Here is a 17,646-nt window from a genome sequence, read left to right on the forward strand (position 1 = left end):
GCCGGGAGCGTTACTTGAACGCACATGTCTCGCAAGGCAGTTGGCCGGTGTTGGTGCTGAATGCGGACTTCCGGCCGCTGAGTTACTACCCACTGTCTCTGTGGTCGTGGCAGGACGCGATCAAGGCGGTGTTTCTCGACCGCGTCAACATCGTTGCACATTACGATCAGGCGGTTCGAAGTCCGACGTTAGAGATGCAGTTACCGAGCGTCGTCTCGCTCAAATCCTTCGTCAAGCCGACCACCCATCCCGCCTTCACCCGTTTCAACGTCTTCCTCCGCGACCGCTTCAATTGCCAATATTGCGGCTCGCCCGAAGACCTCACCTTCGATCACATCATCCCCCGCAGCAAAGGCGGCCAGACCACCTGGGAGAACGTGGTCGCGGCATGCTCGCCGTGTAACCTACGCAAGGGCAATCTCACCCCGGCGCAGGCCAAAATGTTTCCGCGCCAGAGCGCGTTCGCGCCCACCGTGCACCAGCTCCACCGCAACGGCCGCCTGTTCCCGCCGAACTATCTGCACGACAGCTGGCTGGACTATCTGTACTGGGATACGGAGCTGGATCCGTAGGGTCTGGCGGCCGGCGATGCGGTTCGCCTTTTCCCGCGGTGTTCGATCGGCTCTCTTCCTGGCCGCTCTTGGAGCTGGATGGCCCGCTACCGTCTACGGACTGGACTGCGGCCTTCCGACCGCCTCCTATTTCGAATCCGTAAACACAAATGTCGATCCAACAAAAACAGTCGTGGATCTTGAGGCACGTGCCGCTCTCGAGAATCTAAGCCCGATTGTCTTTAGCGGCCGTCTCACCAGCATCCACCACCTTTCCGGACCGGACACCGGGATCGAGCTGCTTGGATTTAAGGACGTCAAAGTCCTGAGGGGCGTGCTTCCTCGCAGCAAGATCGATCGTATCGCAATGGTCGCGTACGATAGATGGTGTGATGGTGGCTGCGCTCACCGTCCGCTCGAGTGGGCTCCCGGTGCGATGCTCACAATCGGAGTTTCACCTAGCCCCGACAAGGTCACCAGCGACGGCAAGACGCTGTACCGCGGGCGGGTCGACGGCCAGTTCGGTCCTTGCCATGGCGGCCCGCTATCTCCGCTCAAGCTGATGCTGCTTGCTGCACCTCCAGAAGAGATCGCGCGGCTCAAACGCGACTACCCGCCCCGCCAATAAAGGACGGTGTCACACCCCAATCGCATTCCGCGCCACCACGTCGCGATAGAACGCCGCGCTCAGCTTCGGCACCCTCGCCTGTGTCTCGAAGTCGACCCGATACAGGCCGAACCGCTTCCCGTAGCCGAAGATCCATTCGAAATTGTCCATCAGGCTCCAGAGGAAATAGCCGCGGATGGGCACCCCCTCGCTGATCGCGCGCTGCATCTGGGTCAGGTAGTTGCGCAGGAACATGATACGGTCGAGGTCGTAGACCTGGCCGTCGGCGGCGATCCTGTCCTCGGACGAGGTGCCGTTCTCGCTGATGTAGATCGTCTCGATGTTCCAGATTTTCGCGGCAAGGCGCGGGGCCCAGTAGATCACCTCTGGGCCGACCCGCAGCCATTCCGAATTCATGTGCGGGAATGAGGTCGGGAACGGCAGCACGTGGAAGCCCGGCGCGCGGTCGGTGGCGGTGACGTAGAACTGCGGCGCGTAGATGTTGAGGCCGACGAAGTCGTTCGGCGTGCCGATGATCTTCAATTCCTCGGGCGTGAACTTCGGCGCGTTCGCGCCGGCATAGGCGAGGAAGCCGTCGGTATACTTTCCCTCCAGCACCACGCCGAGAAAGCCGGCATTGAGCTCGCGCGTCGCGATCTCGGCGGCGCGGATGTTGTCCGGTGTCGCGATCGCCGGCACGCAGGCGGCGATGTTCTCGGCCGCGCCAACGCGCGTGCGGGCCCGCCCGGAGGCGCGGATCGCCTGCACGGCAAGCCCGTGCGCCAGCGCGACGTGATGGCGGGCCTGGTTGAGCTGCGCGGTCGGCACCTTCAGGCCAGGCGCGTCGATGCCCCAGCCATAACCGAAATTCACGAAGCGCCCAACCTCGTTCACGGTGAAGACGGTCTTGACGCGATCGGTCAGGCGCTCCGCGACATAGGCGGCGTAGTCGGCAAAGGCTTTTGACGTGTCGCTCGACTGCCAGCCGCCGACGCGGTCCTGCAGGGCCTGCGGCAGATCCCAGTGATACAGCGTGGCGTAGGGTTCGATGCCGTTTGCGAGCAGCTCGTCGACGAGGCGGTTGTAGAAATCGAGCCCTTTTGGATTAGGCGGGCCCGATCCCTCCGGGAATACGCGTGGCCATGCGATGGAGAAACGATAGGCCTTGACGCCGAGCGCCTTGATCAGCGCGACGTCCTGCTTGTAGCGATGATAATGCTCGTTGGCGCGATCGCCGGTCGAGCCGTCCTCGATCTTGCCGGGCGTATGGCTGAAGATGTCCCAGATCGATTTGCCGCGGCCGTCCTCGTTGACGGCGCCCTCGATCTGGTAGGACGAGGTCGCCGTGCCCCACAGGAAATCCTTGGGGAAAGGCGCGGGCCCGTGACGGTCAGTGGTCTCGGCAGCCTTTGCACCCATTCCCGCGCCAAGCGCGGCGAGACCCGCAAGCCCTGCAAATTCGCGCCGCGAGACTTTTCCGGACATCGCTATCTCCGCGCCTGCTCCATATCGATCTGATAGACGGATATCCGGTCGATCTCGAAGGCCACGCTCGGCGGCGATTCCGCGTCGACTGGTCCCACGCCAATAAAGAACTTCGATCCGATCGCCAGGTTGACGATCATGTACATGGGATCGTCGAAGCCGATCGGCACCTTGATGTCGGACACCGGCCGACGGTCGATGAAATAGACCAGGCGATCCTCCTCCCACAGCACACCGTAATTGTGGAAGGTGTTCGAAGCATCGCCGACTGCGAAATCGAAGCCGCAGGACTGGATCTTCTGGGTCGACGGGACCCGCCAGTGCGTGGTCATCACGAGGTCCCCAGGCCGCTCGCCGCGCCCCTCCAGCACGTCGACCTCCGGCGGCCAGCCGCCGTCGTCCGCCAGCATCCAGAAGGCAGGCCACACCGCATGGCCGACCGGGACTTTTGCGCGGATCTCGAAATAGCCGTGCTTCTGCGCGAACGATCCCTGCGTCGTCAGGATCCCCGAGATGTACTCGTTGTTGAACAGAACGGATTTCAATTCCGGCGGCGTGCGGCTGGCGACGATGGAGAGCACGCCGTCCTTGACCTTGAACGGATCGAGCCCGAGCGGCGCCGCCCCGCGGCCGGCGTAACGCGGATCGACATAGATCTGCTGCTCGCCATTGGCGCTGGTCTTGCGCTTGAAGTCGGAGCCGTCGCCGCCCCAGTAGCGCGCCTCCGGCCACGCCGCGCCGCCGGCATAGTGCGGCACCCAGCGCCCTGTCGCGAGCGGATGCTCGTTGAAATCGTCGTTGAACGTCCGGCGCAGCGTCAGGAACGCGAGCGACGAGGGATTGACCGTCTCCAGCCTGCGGCACTCGATCGTGGAAGGATCGGTCGTCACCTGCAGCGATACCGTGCCGGGCGCGTCACCGAGATCATCCTGCGCCACGACAGGCGCAGGCACGACCGACAGACCGATCGCGAGCAGAGCACCCTTCGTCCAACGGTCGATCATCACCGCACATCGAACATGCCAGGAAACCTCACTGAAATTACCTTGCCTGTCCCTGAACGGGCAAGCGCACCGATCCGACGCCCCCGGGCGATTTCGCAAGACATCTTGACCGCTCACGCCGATAGGCCCGGAAGCGCATCATCAGCACAAGCCTGATGACGAATCCGGGCAGATTCTCGCGCCAGGGACCGCTCCGCCGCCGAAATCCTTCCGGATTCCTTACCGTCCCTTAAGCCTCCAATGGCAGCCTTGCAGGGATCTGCGGACCTGCCCGCCCGGCCGCCAATCCGTCAGGTATGAGGTTGCCGCCGCCATGCTCGCCGAAACACTGGAAGGAGTTCGGCTCTCGCCGTCGAAGCGGGCGACCTATCTGCGTCTCGTGCTGGCCGCGCTGGCGGCGATCGTCGCTTTCAAGACCTTCTGGTTCGCCCGCTGGGGCGGCTGGACCGACCGCAAGCTCGCCGATTTCGACGCCTTCCACATCGTCGCGCAGCGCGTCTGGCGCGGCGACCTCGACCAGGTCTATCACTTCGAGGCCCTGCTGAAGATGCAGATGGAGGCCGCCGGCGGCGCGACCGGCTTCATGCCCTGGACCTATCCGCCGCAATACGATCTCCTGCTTGCGCCGTTCGCGTTGCTGCCGGTCGGCCTCGCCTATCTGCTGTTCACGGCCGCAACACTCGCGCTCTACCTCGCGGTGCTGCGCAAGATCGCGGACGTAAATTTCGCGCCGGTGCTGGTGATCCTGTTTCCGGCGCTGGCGATCACCATCGGCGCCGGGCAGAACGGCTTTCTCACCGGCGCACTGATCGCGCTGGTCTGCCTCAGCGTCGAACGGCGGCCGCTTCTCGCGGGCCTTGCCCTCGGCGCCATGGTGATCAAGCCGCACCTTGCCATCGCCGTCGGCGTCTATCTGCTGGCGACGCGGCGCTGGGTCGCGCTTGCGACCGCGGCAGCCGTTGTGCTGGCGAGCTCGCTGCTCTGCACGCTCCTGTTCGGCTGGCAGATCTGGACAGCCTGGCTGGGCGCGATCAGGGAATCGGCGAGCTATCTCGAGCAGGGCTCCTATCCGCTCTATCGCATGATCTCGGCCTATGCCGCGCTCTACGAAGCCGGCCTTCCAGCAAATATCGCCTTTTGGGGCCAGGTGACCGTTGCAGGGCTGGCCTTGCTCGCCGTCCTCATCGGCACTGCACGGGGCACGTCGTCCAGATTCGCGCTTGGCATTGCGGTGACGGTGTCGGTGATGATCAGCCCTTATGCGTATGATTACGACTTGCCGATGCTGGGGATCGGTCTTGCTTTGATCCTGCCCGATCTCGCCACGCTGGCGAGCCCGCGCGAGCGCAGCTGGATGTACGGGTTGATCCTGCTCGCCGGCGCCTATGGGCTACTGCAATCGGCACGGCTGGCCGTGCAAGTCGAGCAGACAGCCGATCCCAGTCGGCATTTCACACCCGCCATTGGCGGCTTCGCGTTGATGGCACTGCTGTTTCTCCTGCTAGGACTGCTGTGGAGACGGACACAGCCTGCACCGGCCTCGCCGCAGGCCGCACAACACCACGTCTAGGCGCGCTGCAATGCCAGCGTCACGCCGCCGAGCGTGAGCGCCATCGCCGCCCATTCGCGCAGGCCCAGCGGCTCGCCGAGGATGATTGCGGCGGAGATCACGCCGATCACGGGGACAATCAGCATGCCGGTCGACGCCGCGGTCGGCGGCAGGCGGCGCAGCGTCTCGAACCAGGTGACGTAGCAGAGGCCCATCGGCACCAGCGTCATGTAGACGAAGCAGCCGAGGCCCAGCGGGGTGATCGCCGAGACGTCCGGGTGCTCGAACAGCACGCCGAGAATCAGCATGGTGGCGCAGCCGAGCCCGACCTGCCAGGCGACGACGACCAGCGGCGGCATCGGCAGCGGCTTGCGATTGAGCACGTTGCCCAGCGCGAACAGGATGGCGCAGAGCAGCGCCAGGACGATGCCCAAGAGCTTGTCGGCGCCGAAGGCGAAGCCGTGGCCGCTCAGCAGCAGCGCAACGCCGGCGACGCCGAGGGCGAGCCCGAAACCATCCCGCAACGTGGGCCGGGTGTGCAGCACCGGCCAGGCGAACAGCATGGCCCAGATCGGCATGGTATAGGCGAGCAGCGCCCCTTCGCTCACGGTCACGTATTTCATTGCGACCGTGCCGAGCCCCATCCAGGCAAAGACATTGGTGAGGGTCGCAAACAGCAGCCGCGGGATCGCCTCCCGCGGCACGGCAAACGCCTCCTTCCGGCTCAGCGCCAGGATCCCGAGAATGACCGCGGCGCAGACACCGGCGAGCCCGCGGGCGAACAAAGGCGGCCATTGCTGGAGCAACAGCTTCATCAGCGGCCAGTTCAGCGCCCAGCCGAACGCCGTCACGCAGAGGCAGAGAGAGCCGATCGTCCTGTCGCGCCGCGCCGAATCCATGGCTAGCGCTTAGCAGGCGAACGCTGGCCGCTCCACCTCGGCTGGCGCATCGAGGCCATCGCAGAGCAGGGAACCCGAAGCCAGGCCGCCCGTTCACAGGGGAGGCCCGACGCTTTCGGATACACCGCGGGAGCGGTATCCGGGCCCGCCACAGCACAAGGGGAGACGCCTCATGCCCACCGCCGAGAAGGACCACGTCTACAAGATCCTGGAGCTGGTCGGATCATCCGAGACCTCGATCGAGGATGCGATCAAGAACGCGATCGGCCGCGCCGCCAAGACCGTCCGCGATATGAAATGGTTCGAGGTGGTGCAGACGCGCGGTCACATCGAGAACAATTCCGTGCGCCACTACCAGGTGACGCTGCGGGTCGGATTTACGCTGGAGGGATGACGCGGCCGATGCCGGGCAAAACCGCCACGCCGCGGCAGCGTGGTTAACATCTGCCGACGACAGTCGATCAAGATCTATCGACACGACCCGGTTGAATACGGACCGCGCACAATCATCGCGGATATTGCAACAGGCCGTTAAGTCCGAAGTGAGAGGTTTGCTCCGATTGGGAGCAAGCCCGATGGTCACGAGCCGCGAACTCGGCAAGACGCGCCTTCCGCTCTGGGCGGCGGGTTTCGTCGTGCTCATCTGCGTGACGATCCTCGGCTTGAGCGCCTGGCGCGAATGGGAGACGCGAAATGCCGATCTCAGGAACGCCGAGATCGACATGGCAAATCTCGCGCATTCGCTGATTCAGCACGCGGACGACACGTTCGAGCTCGCCGATACGATCCTGGTCGGGCTGGTTCATCGTCTCGAACTCGACGGGATGGGTCCCGACACGATCGAGAAGCTCCAGACCTATCTGCCGACTCGCAAATCATCGGACCGCATCCGCGGCATCTTCGTCTATGACGAGACCGGCCGCTGGCTCGCCACGACCGAGCAGATCGATTTCTCCAGACTCAACAACAGCGACCGCGAATATTTCCAGCGGCACCGCGACTCCCCGGAAAAGGGAACGCTGATCGGGCGGCCCATCAAGAGCCGCGCCGGCGGTCAGTGGATCATCACTGCGTCGCGCCGGATCGACCGCCCCGACGGCAGCTTCGCCGGCGTCGCCCTGCTCACGATCGACGTCGCCTATTTCGTCAAATTCTACGAGCGCTTCGACGTCGGGCCGAACGGCTCGGCGTCGCTACTGAACAATGACGGCATCATGCTGGCGCGCAGCCGCGACGAGAGCGGCGTCTTCGTCGGGCGCGACCTGTCGAAGGCGCCGTTGTTCAGGGAGTGGAAAAAACGGCCGGTCGCGGCCGTCTACTATTTCAAGTCGCCGCTAGATAGCGTGCAGCGGCTGAGCTACTACCAGCGCAGCAGCCGCTATCCGCTGATGGTGCTGGCGAGCAAGTCGCAAGACGATGTGCTGACGCCCTGGCGACGCGCGGCCGTCACGCGCGTGACCTTCGTCCTCGGACTCGTCCTGTTGATCGCGGTGATCGGCTACTATCTGGTCCGACAGCTGTCGCAGCGCCAGCGCATGGCACAGGCGCTGGCCGCCAACGAAGCCCATTTCCGCCTGCTTGCCGAGCAATCCAGCGATATGGTGACCCGGATCGGGCTGGATAACCGCCTGCTCTACGTCTCTCCATCATGCCAGCGCATGATCGGCTGGTCGCCCGACGAGCTTCTCGGCAAGTCGGCCGTGGCCGGCATCCACGAGGAGGACATGGAACGGGTCGAGCAGGCCATCACCGCGCTGAAGAACGGCGAGGCCGAGGAGGCGAGGTTCGTCTACCGCCAACGCCATCGCGAGAAGGGCGATATCTGGGTCGAAGCGGCCCTGCACGTGACACGGGCTTCCGACAGCGGCGAGATCGACGGCGTTGTTGCGGTCGTGCGCGACATGACCGAGCAGAAGGACCTTCAGGACAAGCTCGCCGCGCTTGCAACGACCGACGGCCTCACCGGCCTTGCCAACCGGCGCACGTTCGACGAACGCCTCACTGATGAATGGGCGCGCGCGCGGCGCGACGGCACGCAGCTTTCCCTCCTGCTGATCGATGTCGATCATTTCAAGAAGTTCAACGACCACTACGGACACCTGGCGGGCGACGGGTGCCTTCGCGCGCTGAGCCGGATCCTATCCGCTCACGCCAGGCGCCCCGCCGATCTCGCCGCCCGCTACGGCGGCGAGGAGTTCGCCGTGCTGTTGCCGGACACCGGCCCGGACGGCTGCGCCGAGGTCGGCGAAGCGATTCGCCAGGCGCTGCGCGATCTCGCAATGCTGCATGCGCAAAACCCGCCCTCTCGCCTGGTGACCGTCAGCGTAGGCGCCGCGGCAAGCCTCCCGTCGGAAACCACTGCGGACTCCAGCACGCTGGTCGCTGCCGCTGACCGCGCGCTCTACGCCGCCAAGGACAGCGGCCGTGACCGGCTGGTGATGTCGGGACAGGTCGTCGCCTGGCCGGCGAAGACCGCGTGACGGGATCGACCTCTCACCAGGCGCAACGAACGCTGCGGCGTGCACCACAACCGTAGAGACAGTCCCAGGTTTGTCCTCAGTCCGCCGGCGCGATATGACTGCAGTCACGGCCGGATGTTCGGCCACTCCAAGAGTGCTGTTGTGACCGACGGAATCAAGCTCGTCCTGTTCGACATGGACAACGTGCTTTGCGACTATGACAGGGCCAAGCGCGTCGCCTGTCTGGCGGAGCTGGCGGGGACGACCAGCGAATTCATCCACGAGGCGATCTGGGACAGCGGCTTCGAGGCGCTCGGCGATTCCGGCGCGCTCGATGCTGCGGATTACCTGCGAGGCTTCGGCGAACGCATGCGCTATCCGCTGTCGCTCGACGAGTGGGTGGAGGCGCGACGCCGTTCGATGCAGGCGAATGCCGAGATGCTGGAGATCGTCCGCTGCCTGCGCAAGACCGTCGATGTTGCGGTCCTGACCAACAACACCACGCTGGTCGCCGACCATATCGACGCGCTGCTGCCCGGTCTGCGTCCGCTGTTCGGCTCGAGGATCTACGCCTCGGCCCGGTTCAAGACCGCGAAACCGGACCCGCGCTGCTATCGCCGCTGTCTGTCCGAACTCAACCTGATGCCGCAGACCGTGCTGTTCGTCGACGATCTCATGGCCAATGTTACCGGCGCGCGCGAGGCGGGGCTGCTCGCGCATCACCATACGTCGGTAGAGGCTTTCAGGCAGGCTCTCTCGGAATATGGCCTGCTTCATGGATGAATATGCGTAACAGCGTAACGCCGATGAAGGCGTCCAGGCTGGCTCGGTCCCGGCGCGTCACCTGTCGTGATTGGGGACCCATTCCTCCGCGGTCGAGTCCCAATGATGGGTATCGTCGAAGTGCCGCCATGGAGGCTGCTGTGGTTTGGGCTCGGCGGGCTTGTTCCGCGGTTGGGGCATGAGCGCGCCAAGCCTCATCGTCCAGTCACGAGCGCTCTGTTCCCAGTACGGCCTGTTGAAGGGCGTCAGCATCGGGGCCTCCTAAGAAGCGCGGCCATTCTAGCACCATCGGAGGCAGGTGGTGTAAGATGCTTCACAGTCCGAAATGTTTTTTCCGCTTACTCCTTCACCCAAGAAGCGGCCGGGGGATCCATGCCGCCCATGGAAGCGTCGAACGCGGGTGCGCCGGCCTTCGTTTCCAGGGGCCGGATTCCAGGCCGGCGAGCACGGGGACGTCCGATGCTCAACTTCCGTACAGATAGTTCGGCAGCCACAGCGTCAGGCCGGGCCAGATGTACATGAATACCATGCAGACGATCACGATCAGCATATAGGGCATCATGCCGGAGAAGATCTGGTTGAGCGTGACGTGCTTTGGCGCCACGCCCTTCAGATAGAACGCCGACATCGCCACGGGCGGCGACAGGAATGCAGCCTGGAGGTTGACGAAGACCAGCACGCCCCACAGGACCGGATCGATGTTGAAGTGCTTCAGCATCGGCAGGAAGATCGGCACGAAGATCACGATGATCTCGGTCCATTCCAGCGGCCAGCCGAGCAGGAAGATGATCGCCTGCGACAGGATCATGAACTGGACCGGCGACATGTTGAGCGAGAGCACCCAGCTTTCGAGGAGCGCCTGGCCGCCGAGAATCGCGAACACCGCCGAGAACAGCGCCGAGCCCACGAAAAGCCAGCACACCATCGAGGTGGTCTTGGCGGTCAGAAACACCGCTTCCTTGGTGCGCTTCCAGTCCAGCGTCCGGGCCTGGAACGCGAGCAGGAAGGCGCCGGCCGCGCCCACCGCCGCCGATTCCGTCGCGGTGGTGATGCCGAACAGGATCACGGCGAGCACGACCACGGTCAGGATGCCGAGGGGCATCACGGACATGACCAGGAGCCGCAACACCTCGAACTGCTCGGCCTCCATGGTCCAGTAATAATAGAGCAGCATGAGCGCGAAGATGCCGGCGACGACGGCAAAATAAGTATAGAACTCGGGCGGCGGTCCGGACTCCACGGGCGCGGCCGTGGTCTTGCCCCGCAATTCGGCACTGCCCATCTGCTGGAGCACCTCGGGCTCGTTCGTCGTGGACCTCTCCGACCGGCTGGCGGCGCCGCCGAGCTCCTCGAGCTTGTCTTCGGCGCTCTCCTGCTGCTGGGCGCCCGCGCCGAGCGGCTGGAGCGTCTCCTCCGCGCGAGGCTGTTGCTGCGTCGCGGCCGCGACCGGCGTTTGAATGTCGGCCTGCTGGTGGATCACGACGTACCACCAGGTGACCCAGAGCGTTGCGAGCGTGAGGACCAGCGGCACCAGCGCGTAGCCGAGGCTCTTCACGAGCGTTGAATAGGTAACGCGGGCGCCGTCGACGCCGGCGCTGACGATCCTGGCGGGCGCCAGCAGCGCCGCAACGAGTGCCGGCAGCACTTTGCGCGAATAGGCTTGCTGCAGCGTGACGAGCCACGGACGGACCGGAACCTTGATTTCGCTTTCGGGAAGCTTCGGCGCAATCTTCGGATTGAGCAGCGCCCAGCCGACGATGTAGACGAGATAGAGGAAGGCCAGGAAGAAGCCCGGAAACATCGCCGCCGCGTAGAGCTTCACCACCGACTGTCCGGCCACGGCCGCGTAGACGATGATCATCACCGAGGGCGGAATCAGGATGCCGAGCGTGCCGCCGGCGGTGATGACGCCGGAGGCGAGCTTGACGTCATAGCCGGCCTTCAGCATCGGATTGAAGGCGATGACGCCCATCAATACCACGACCGCGCCGACGAGCCCGCTTGCGATGCCCCAGAACGTGCAGACGATCAGCGTCGCCACCGCGAGCGAGGCAGGCACGCGGCGGAAGGCGAGCTGGATCGAGTAGAACATCTTGTCGACCAGCGCGCCGCGCTCCATGACGTAGCCCATCAGCACGAACAGCGGGATCGAGATCAGGACGTCGTTGGTCATCGCACCATAGGTGCGCTGAACCATCAGGTCGAAGATGTGATTGTCTCCCCAGGCTTCGCCCGCCCGGTGATAGGCGAAGAAGCCGAAGAACATGCCGAGCCCCATCAGGGTGAAGGCGGTCGGAAAGCCCATCATGATCACGACCACGATGAGGCCGAGCATCAAGAGTCCGAGTGCCGGATCGCTGATCATCCCTGCAGGTCTCCGCCCATGCCGCGCTGCCGCGCGCTTTCCTCGATGTCCTGCGCGCGTGCGATCGCTGCCGTCCGCGCCTCTTCGTCGACATGCTCGCTGTGCGCAAGCTGCTCCTCGATGACGTCGATTTCGGAGACATCGGCGAGCCGGCTCGGCCAGGCCCCCGTCTTGAGACAGAGCACGCAGCGGGCGATTTCGGCTACACCCTGCAGCAGCACCAGAGCGCCTGCGAGCGGAATCATGAACTTGAAGTGGTAGACCGGCGGCCCCTCGGCGGTGACGTTGGAATGCTCGTTGATGCGCCAGGAATCCAGCGCATAGTCCCATCCCGCATAGACCAGCGCGGCGATGCCGGGCAGGAAGAATGCGAAGTACAGCACGAGGTCGAGGCTCGCCTGGGTGCGCGGCCGCATCGAGGAGTAGAGGAAGTCGCCGCGAACATGCGCGTTCTGGGCCAGCGTATAGGCGCCCGCGATCATGAACAGGGTGCCATACAGCATGTTCGAGGCGTCGAAGATCCAGGCGGTCGGCATGTTGAGGATGTAACGCTTGAAGACCTCGGCGCAGACCAGCGCCATCAGGCCCACGACCAGCCAGGCCGCGACCTTGCCGGTCCACGTGCTGATCGCGTCGATGGTGTACAGAAAGCGCTGCGGATTCATGTGCGTTGCCACCGCCAATCCTGGCGTCACTGTTGCCTAGAGACAAGACAAGCGCCATCCGGGTTGCGGTCCCGGATGACGCTTCGATCGTGCGATGAGCCGGCTAGCTCTTCTTCTTGGCGTTGGGACCAAAATAGTGGGCGTAGGCCATGCGGCGGCTGACCACCGTATCCTGCTCCCACTGCGTCGCCCGCTTGGCGAAGGCCAATTGCGATTCCACGATCTCCTTGAACAGCGGGTTCTCTGCCGACTTCTTCTCGGCCACCTGGTCGAACACCTCCAACTGCTTCTGGAGGATCGAGTCCGGTGTCTTGTAGAACTTGACCTTGTCCTTGGTCTGCAGCTCCTCGTAGTCCCTGGAATAGCGGTCGATCGCCTTCCAGGCCATGTCCTGGCCGGCCGAGTCGACAGCATTGGCGATGATCGCCCTCATCTTCTCCGGCAGCGCGTCGAACTTGGTCTTGTTGAACAAGATCTCGAACTGCTCGGCGTTCTGGTGGTAGCTCTGGAGCATGCAGATCTTGGAAACATCCGGGAAGCCGAGGACGCGATCGGATGTGGCGTTGTTGAATTCGGCCGCATCCAGCAGGCCACGATCCATCGCCGAGACGATCTCACCACCCGGCAACGCGTTGACCGCTGCGCCGAGGCCAGTGAACACGTCGATGGAGATACCGACGGTGCGGAATTTGAGGCCCTGGAAATCCTCCACCTTGGTCATCGGCTTCTTGTACCAGCCGAGCGGCTGGGTCGGCATCGGCCCGTACGGGAACGAGACGACGTTGGCTCCGATCGAGGCGTAGAGCTTCTCGAGGAGCTCCTTGCCGCCGCCATAGCGGTGCCAGGCGAGCAGCATGTTGGCATCCATGGCATAGCCCGGACCCGAGCCCCACAGCGCCAGCGCGTTCTGCTTGCCATAGTGATAGGCGAGCACGCCGTGCCCGCCGTCGAGCGTGCCCTTCGACACCGCATCCAGCAGACCGAAGGCCGGCACCACAGCGCCGGCGGGAAGCACCTCGATCTTGAGGTCGCCGCCGGTCATGTCGTTGACCTTCTTGGCATAGTCGAGCGCGTATTCGTGGAAGATGTCCTTGGCCGGCCAGGTGCTCTGCCAGCGCATGCTGATCGGCCCCTGCGCCAGGACGATGGTTGGTGCGGCGACAGTGGCGGCCGCCCCGGTTGCGGCAGCCTTCAGAAAACGGCGGCGCGTCGACGCGCCGTCCTTGCTCGTCTTCGTCATGATGTCCTCCCTCAGCGCGATCCGTGACGGATCGCCCCTTTTTTGTAAGGAGAAGACAAGGACTTGCGCCGGACTTTGGCAAGAAAGTTTCCGGACGATGCGACGCTACGACGCGGACGGCGTGCAGGACGCCGCCAACTCGCCTGTTCGAATTATTCCCCGCCTGTCGGATTAAATTAAGAGGCACCGTAAAGGGCGCTGCTGCGCATGACGCGCCGCACCATTACGCCAGATGACACGCCACGAAGTGCCCGCCCGCCCCTTCCTTCAGCTCCGGCGCGCTTTCGGCGCAGCGCGGCTGAGCGATCGGACACCGGGTGTGGAAGTGGCAGCCCGACGGCGGCTTCATCGGGCTCGGCACGTCGCCCTTGAGGCGGATGCGCTCGCGCTTGAGTTTCGGATCGGGCACCGGCACCGCCGATAGCAGCGCCTTGGTGTAGGGATGCTGCGGATTGCGGTAGAGGTCGCTGGCCTTGGCGAGCTCGACGATGCGGCCGAGATACATCACCGCGACGCGGTCGGAGATGTGCTCGACCACCGAGAGGTCGTGGGCGACGAAGAGATAGGTCAGATTCAGCTCGGCCTGGAGATCTTCCAGCAGGTTGATGACCTGCGCCTGGATCGACACGTCGAGCGCCGAGACCGGCTCGTCGCAGACGATCAGCTTCGGCTCGACCGCGAGCGCGCGCGCGATCACGATGCGCTGGCGCTGGCCGCCGGAGAATTCGTGCGGATAGCGCCGCATGTGCTCGGCCTTGAGCCCGACCTTCACGAGCAGGCCCGCGACGCGCTCCTCGCGCTCCTTGGCGGACGAGGCCAGATTGTGGATGGTGAAGGCCTCGCCGAGGATGGCACCGACCGTCATGCGCGGATTGAGCGAGGCGAACGGGTCCTGGAACACCAGCTGCATGTTCCGCCGCATCGCGCGCAGATCGGTGCCGCCGAGCTTGCGCACGTCCTGGCCGTCGAAGGTGACCTCGCCGTCGGTCGGCTCGATCAGGCGCAGCACGCAGCGCCCCGTGGTGGACTTGCCGCAGCCGGATTCGCCGACGAGGCCGAGCGTCTCGCCGCGATTGACCGAGAACGACACGCCGTCGACCGCATAGACGCTGCCGACCTGGCGCGACAGCAGGCCGCCGAGCACGGGGAAATGTTTCTTCAGGCCGCTGACGCGGAGCAAGGGCTCGCTCATGCCGCGCCTCCCAACTGTGTATCGCCGAGGTGACAGGCCATGCGATGGCCGGGTGAGACCTCGCGCAGCAGCGGCTCCTTCTCGATGCAGACGTTCATGGCGAACTTGCAGCGCGGTGCGAAGCGGCAGCCGACCGGCGGATTGATCAGGATCGGCACCGAGCCGCCGATCGCCTCGAGCCGTGTCTTGTGCTCGCTGTCGAGGTCGATGCGCGGGATCGAGCGGATCAGGCCTTGCGTATAGGGGTGACGGGGATCGCCGAAGAGATCGTCGACGGGCGCCTCCTCGACCACCTTGCCGGCATACATCACGACGACGCGCTGCGCGGTCTCGGCGACGACGCCCATGGCATGGGTGATCAGCATCACCGCCATGCCGAAGCGCTCCTTCATGTCCTGCAGGAGGTCGAGAATCTGCGCCTGGATGGTGACGTCGAGCGCCGTGGTGGGCTCGTCGGCGATGATCAGCTTCGGCTTGCAGGCGAGCGCCATCGCGATCATCACGCGCTGGCGCATGCCGCCGGAGAACTGGTGCGGATAATTGTGCACCCGGCCTTCGGCATTGGGGATCTGCACCAGCTTCAGCATCTCGATGGTGCGCTCGAGCGCCTGCTTCTTGGTCACCGCTTCGTGCCGGCGCAGGCTCTCGGCGATCTGCTCGCCGATCGTGAGCACCGGATTGAGCGAGGTCATCGGCTCCTGGAAGATGAAGCCGATCTCCTTGGCCCTGATCTCGTCGAGCTGATTGCTGGTCAGCGGCACGAGATCGCGGCCTTCGAAGATGATCTGGCCGGCCGCGATGCGGCCCGGCGGCATCGCGATCAGCTTAAGGATCGACATCGCGGTCACGGTCTTGCCGCAGCCGGATTCGCCGACGACGCAGAGCGTCTCGCCCTTGTTGATGGAGATGTCGACGCCGTCGACGGCCTGGAGGATGCCGTCGTCGGTGGAGAAGTGGGTTTTCAGGCCCTTGATCTCGAGCAGCGGCGCCATCAGATCACCCGTCGCGCATCGAGCGCGTCCCGCAGGCCGTCGCCGATGAAGTTGATGGCGACCACCGCGATGAAGATCGCGCCGCCCGGGAACAGCGCCCAGTGCGGACCGATGTCGAGGAAGTCCTTCGCGTCATACAGCAGTCGTCCCCAGGTCGGAGTATCGGGCGGAAAGCCGAGACCGAGGAAGGACAGCGTCGATTCGGCGATGATGGCGGCGGCGACGTCGATGGTGCCGGCAATGATCACCGGGCCGACCGCATTGGGCAGGATGTGGCGTACCACCTGCCGCACCGGGCTGGCGCCGAGCGCGCGGGCCGCCTCGACGAACTCCTTCTCGCGGATCGACAGGAACTGCGCGCGCACGAGCCGCGCCACCGGCATCCAGCGCAAGCCCCCGATCACGAGCACGATCAGGATGAAGATGCCGCCTTCGGGACCAAACACCTGCTTCAGCCCGTCGCGGAACAGATAGATGAGCAGGAGCAGCAGCGGCAGTTGCGGCAACGACAGGAAAAGGTCGGTGAGCCACATCAATCCGTGCCCGAGCGCACCGCGCGACATGCCGGCGAGCGCGCCGATCAGCGTGCCGATGAAGACCGAGACCAGCATCGCGGCGAGCCCCACAGCGAGCGAGATGCGGCCGCCATAGATCATGCGCGCCAGGATGTCTTGGCCGAGATCGTCGGTGCCGAAGGGATGGGCGAACGACGGCCCCTGCATGCCCGCGACGATGTCGATCTCGTTGATCTTCACGCGCCACACGAAGGGCCCGAGCACGACGGCGAGCACCAGGATGAGGAGCAGGAAGGCGCTGACGACAGCGAGCCGGTGGCGGCTGTAGCGCCGCCACGTCTCGCGCCAGGGCGAGTAGACGCCCCGCTCAGCGGAGGGAGATGCGAGGGTCAAGCCAGCCATAAAGAACGTCCGCGATGAGGTTGAACAGCACCACGAGGCACGCGAAGACGAAGGTGACGGCCATCACCACCGGCGTGTCGTTGGAAAGGATGGAGGAGATCAGCAGCGAGCCGATGCCGGGGATACGGAAGATCTGCTCGGTGACGATGGCGCCGCCGAACACCGCAGGCATCTGCAACGCGATCAGCGTGACCACGGGGATCATGGCGTTGCGCATCACGTGCTTGACGATCACCGTGGCCTGGCCGAGGCCCTTGGCCCGCGCCGTGGTGACGTAGTCGAGCCTGATGACGTCGAGCATCGCCGAGCGCACGAAGCGCGTCATCGACGCCGCCTGGAACAGGCCGAGCACAGCGACCGGCATGATGGCCTGACGGATCATCTCCAGCACCCAGTGGATGCCGGTGGCCTTGATGTCGGTGGTGTAGACGAAGGGCAGCCAGTCCAGCGTGACCGAGAAGATCAGGATGAACAGGATGCCGGTGAAGAAGGTCGGCAGCGAGAAGCCGACGAAGGCGAGCGTGTTGGCGATCTGGTCGAACAACGAATAGGGCTTCGTCGCGGCATAGACCCCGACCGGAATCGCGATCAACAGCGCCAGGATCTGCGCCGAGCCGATCACGTAGAGCGTGGCCGGCAGGCGCTGGAGGATCAGCGTGTCGACGTTCATCCGGCTGACGAAGGAAAAGCCCCAGTCGCCGTGCAGCATGGCGTTGAGCCAGTGCAGGTAACGGAGGTGGATCGGATCGTCGAGGCCGAACTTGGCCCGAAGCGCGGCTTGCACTTCGGGCGGCACGTTCGGGTTCGTCGCCAGTTCAGAGAACGGATCGCCGGGGGCGAGCGCAAGCACGACGAACAGCACGACCGAGATTCCGAGCAGGCTCGGAATCGCGATCAGCAGGCGACGCAGGACGTATTGACTCATGAGGGAAGGGCCC

Annotated in this window: 16 protein-coding genes; 6 read left to right on the plus strand and 10 right to left on the minus strand. The window is 64.6% G+C overall.

Annotated features, from left to right (window positions below):
- The first annotated feature begins 14 nt into the window (after nucleotides 1-14).
- Nucleotides 15-572 (plus strand): HNH endonuclease, encoded by a 558-nt coding sequence (locus IQ16_RS29530; protein ID WP_018646514.1) that lies wholly within the window; start codon nucleotides 15-17, stop codon nucleotides 570-572.
- 16 nt (nucleotides 573-588) lie between these two features.
- Entirely contained in the window at nucleotides 589-1,179 is a 591-nt protein-coding gene (locus IQ16_RS29535) for a hypothetical protein (RefSeq protein ID WP_051123049.1), read from the plus strand.
- Between the two features lie 9 nt (nucleotides 1,180-1,188).
- Here the strand turns inward: IQ16_RS29535 and IQ16_RS29540 are convergent, their stop codons facing one another.
- Both IQ16_RS29540 and IQ16_RS29545 read right to left on the minus strand, forming a co-directional pair.
- Entirely contained in the window at nucleotides 1,189-2,643 is a 1,455-nt protein-coding gene (locus tag IQ16_RS29540; protein WP_018646512.1) for a GH1 family beta-glucosidase, read from the minus strand.
- Between the two features lie 2 nt (nucleotides 2,644-2,645).
- Nucleotides 2,646-3,647, minus strand: a complete 1,002-nt coding sequence (locus IQ16_RS29545) for a glycoside hydrolase family 16 protein (protein WP_018646511.1) — start codon at nucleotides 3,645-3,647, stop codon at nucleotides 2,646-2,648.
- A 313-nt stretch (nucleotides 3,648-3,960) separates the two neighbouring features.
- On the opposite strand from IQ16_RS29545, the gene IQ16_RS29550 reads away from it, so the two are divergent.
- The gene (locus tag IQ16_RS29550) at nucleotides 3,961-5,217 is read left to right on the plus strand and encodes a glycosyltransferase family 87 protein (protein ID WP_018646510.1); all 1,257 of its coding nucleotides are present in this window, start codon (nucleotides 3,961-3,963) and stop codon (nucleotides 5,215-5,217) included.
- Here the strand turns inward: IQ16_RS29550 and IQ16_RS29555 are convergent.
- The gene (locus IQ16_RS29555) at nucleotides 5,214-6,095 is read right to left on the minus strand and encodes a DMT family transporter (protein WP_018646509.1); all 882 of its coding nucleotides are present in this window, start codon (nucleotides 6,093-6,095) and stop codon (nucleotides 5,214-5,216) included. The two genes, IQ16_RS29550 and IQ16_RS29555, sit on opposite strands and share 4 nt — an antisense overlap.
- A gap of 172 nt (nucleotides 6,096-6,267) precedes the next feature.
- Here IQ16_RS29555 and IQ16_RS29560 point away from each other — a divergent pair, with 172 nt between their 5' ends.
- The 3 genes from IQ16_RS29560 to IQ16_RS29570 all read left to right on the plus strand — a co-directional run bounded on the left by IQ16_RS29560 (nucleotide 6,268) and on the right by IQ16_RS29570 (nucleotide 9,337).
- Nucleotides 6,268-6,489 (plus strand): dodecin, encoded by a 222-nt coding sequence (locus IQ16_RS29560; RefSeq protein ID WP_018646508.1) that lies wholly within the window; start codon nucleotides 6,268-6,270, stop codon nucleotides 6,487-6,489.
- Between the two features lie 181 nt (nucleotides 6,490-6,670).
- A complete protein-coding gene (locus IQ16_RS29565; RefSeq protein WP_018646507.1) occupies nucleotides 6,671-8,575 on the plus strand; it encodes a sensor domain-containing diguanylate cyclase in 1,905 nt (634 codons plus the stop codon).
- A 114-nt stretch (nucleotides 8,576-8,689) separates the two neighbouring features.
- A complete protein-coding gene (locus tag IQ16_RS29570) occupies nucleotides 8,690-9,337 on the plus strand; it encodes an HAD family hydrolase (RefSeq protein ID WP_018646506.1) in 648 nt (215 codons plus the stop codon).
- Nucleotides 9,338-9,800: 463 nt separating this feature from the next.
- Here IQ16_RS29570 and IQ16_RS29575 read toward each other — a convergent pair whose 3' ends face one another.
- The 7 genes from IQ16_RS29575 to IQ16_RS29605 form a co-directional block, all read right to left on the minus strand.
- The gene (locus IQ16_RS29575; protein ID WP_026312541.1) at nucleotides 9,801-11,699 is read right to left on the minus strand and encodes a TRAP transporter large permease; all 1,899 of its coding nucleotides are present in this window, start codon (nucleotides 11,697-11,699) and stop codon (nucleotides 9,801-9,803) included.
- Nucleotides 11,699-12,367: a TRAP transporter small permease subunit gene (locus IQ16_RS29580; RefSeq protein ID WP_035667545.1), complete on the minus strand. Its 669-nt coding sequence runs from the start codon at nucleotides 12,365-12,367 to the stop codon at nucleotides 11,699-11,701. The genes IQ16_RS29575 and IQ16_RS29580 overlap by 1 nt, the downstream gene beginning before the upstream one ends.
- 103 nt (nucleotides 12,368-12,470) lie before the next feature.
- The gene (locus IQ16_RS29585; protein WP_018646502.1) at nucleotides 12,471-13,607 is read right to left on the minus strand and encodes a TRAP transporter substrate-binding protein; all 1,137 of its coding nucleotides are present in this window, start codon (nucleotides 13,605-13,607) and stop codon (nucleotides 12,471-12,473) included.
- Between the two features lie 223 nt (nucleotides 13,608-13,830).
- Entirely contained in the window at nucleotides 13,831-14,799 is a 969-nt protein-coding gene (locus tag IQ16_RS29590) for an ABC transporter ATP-binding protein (RefSeq protein ID WP_018646501.1), read from the minus strand.
- Nucleotides 14,796-15,791, minus strand: a complete 996-nt coding sequence (locus IQ16_RS29595; RefSeq protein WP_018646500.1) for an ABC transporter ATP-binding protein — start codon at nucleotides 15,789-15,791, stop codon at nucleotides 14,796-14,798. The genes IQ16_RS29590 and IQ16_RS29595 overlap by 4 nt, the downstream gene beginning before the upstream one ends.
- Nucleotides 15,791-16,708, minus strand: a complete 918-nt coding sequence (locus tag IQ16_RS29600; protein WP_018646499.1) for an ABC transporter permease — start codon at nucleotides 16,706-16,708, stop codon at nucleotides 15,791-15,793. Before IQ16_RS29600 ends, IQ16_RS29595 begins: the two co-directional genes overlap by 1 nt.
- Nucleotides 16,674-17,633, minus strand: coding sequence for an ABC transporter permease (locus tag IQ16_RS29605; RefSeq protein WP_018646498.1), 960 nt, complete (start codon nucleotides 17,631-17,633; stop codon nucleotides 16,674-16,676). Before IQ16_RS29605 ends, IQ16_RS29600 begins: the two co-directional genes overlap by 35 nt.
- Between the last annotated feature and the right edge of the window lie 13 nt (nucleotides 17,634-17,646).

Source organism: Bradyrhizobium huanghuaihaiense, assembly GCF_007830635.1.
Classification (GTDB): Bacteria; Pseudomonadota; Alphaproteobacteria; order Rhizobiales; family Xanthobacteraceae; genus Bradyrhizobium; species Bradyrhizobium huanghuaihaiense.

What these genes read in the sequence shown, in the direction of transcription:
- IQ16_RS29535 (WP_051123049.1), top strand. Translation starts at nt 589, where the DNA reads ATGCGGTTCGCCTTTTCCCGCGGTGTTCGATCGGCTCTCTTCCTGGCC.
- IQ16_RS29540 (WP_018646512.1), bottom strand. Translation starts at nt 2,643, where the DNA reads ATGTCCGGAAAAGTCTCGCGGCGCGAATTTGCAGGGCTTGCGGGTCTC.
- IQ16_RS29545 (WP_018646511.1), bottom strand. Translation starts at nt 3,647, where the DNA reads ATGATCGACCGTTGGACGAAGGGTGCTCTGCTCGCGATCGGTCTGTCG.
- IQ16_RS29550 (WP_018646510.1), top strand. Translation starts at nt 3,961, where the DNA reads ATGCTCGCCGAAACACTGGAAGGAGTTCGGCTCTCGCCGTCGAAGCGG.
- IQ16_RS29555 (WP_018646509.1), bottom strand. Translation starts at nt 6,095, where the DNA reads ATGGATTCGGCGCGGCGCGACAGGACGATCGGCTCTCTCTGCCTCTGC.
- IQ16_RS29560 (WP_018646508.1), top strand. Translation starts at nt 6,268, where the DNA reads ATGCCCACCGCCGAGAAGGACCACGTCTACAAGATCCTGGAGCTGGTC.
- IQ16_RS29565 (WP_018646507.1), top strand. Translation starts at nt 6,671, where the DNA reads ATGGTCACGAGCCGCGAACTCGGCAAGACGCGCCTTCCGCTCTGGGCG.
- IQ16_RS29570 (WP_018646506.1), top strand. Translation starts at nt 8,690, where the DNA reads ATGTTCGGCCACTCCAAGAGTGCTGTTGTGACCGACGGAATCAAGCTC.
- IQ16_RS29580 (WP_035667545.1), bottom strand. Translation starts at nt 12,367, where the DNA reads ATGAATCCGCAGCGCTTTCTGTACACCATCGACGCGATCAGCACGTGG.
- IQ16_RS29585 (WP_018646502.1), bottom strand. Translation starts at nt 13,607, where the DNA reads ATGACGAAGACGAGCAAGGACGGCGCGTCGACGCGCCGCCGTTTTCTG.
- IQ16_RS29590 (WP_018646501.1), bottom strand. Translation starts at nt 14,799, where the DNA reads ATGAGCGAGCCCTTGCTCCGCGTCAGCGGCCTGAAGAAACATTTCCCC.
- IQ16_RS29595 (WP_018646500.1), bottom strand. Translation starts at nt 15,791, where the DNA reads ATGGCGCCGCTGCTCGAGATCAAGGGCCTGAAAACCCACTTCTCCACC.
- IQ16_RS29600 (WP_018646499.1), bottom strand. Translation starts at nt 16,708, where the DNA reads ATGGCTGGCTTGACCCTCGCATCTCCCTCCGCTGAGCGGGGCGTCTAC.
- IQ16_RS29605 (WP_018646498.1), bottom strand. Translation starts at nt 17,633, where the DNA reads ATGAGTCAATACGTCCTGCGTCGCCTGCTGATCGCGATTCCGAGCCTG.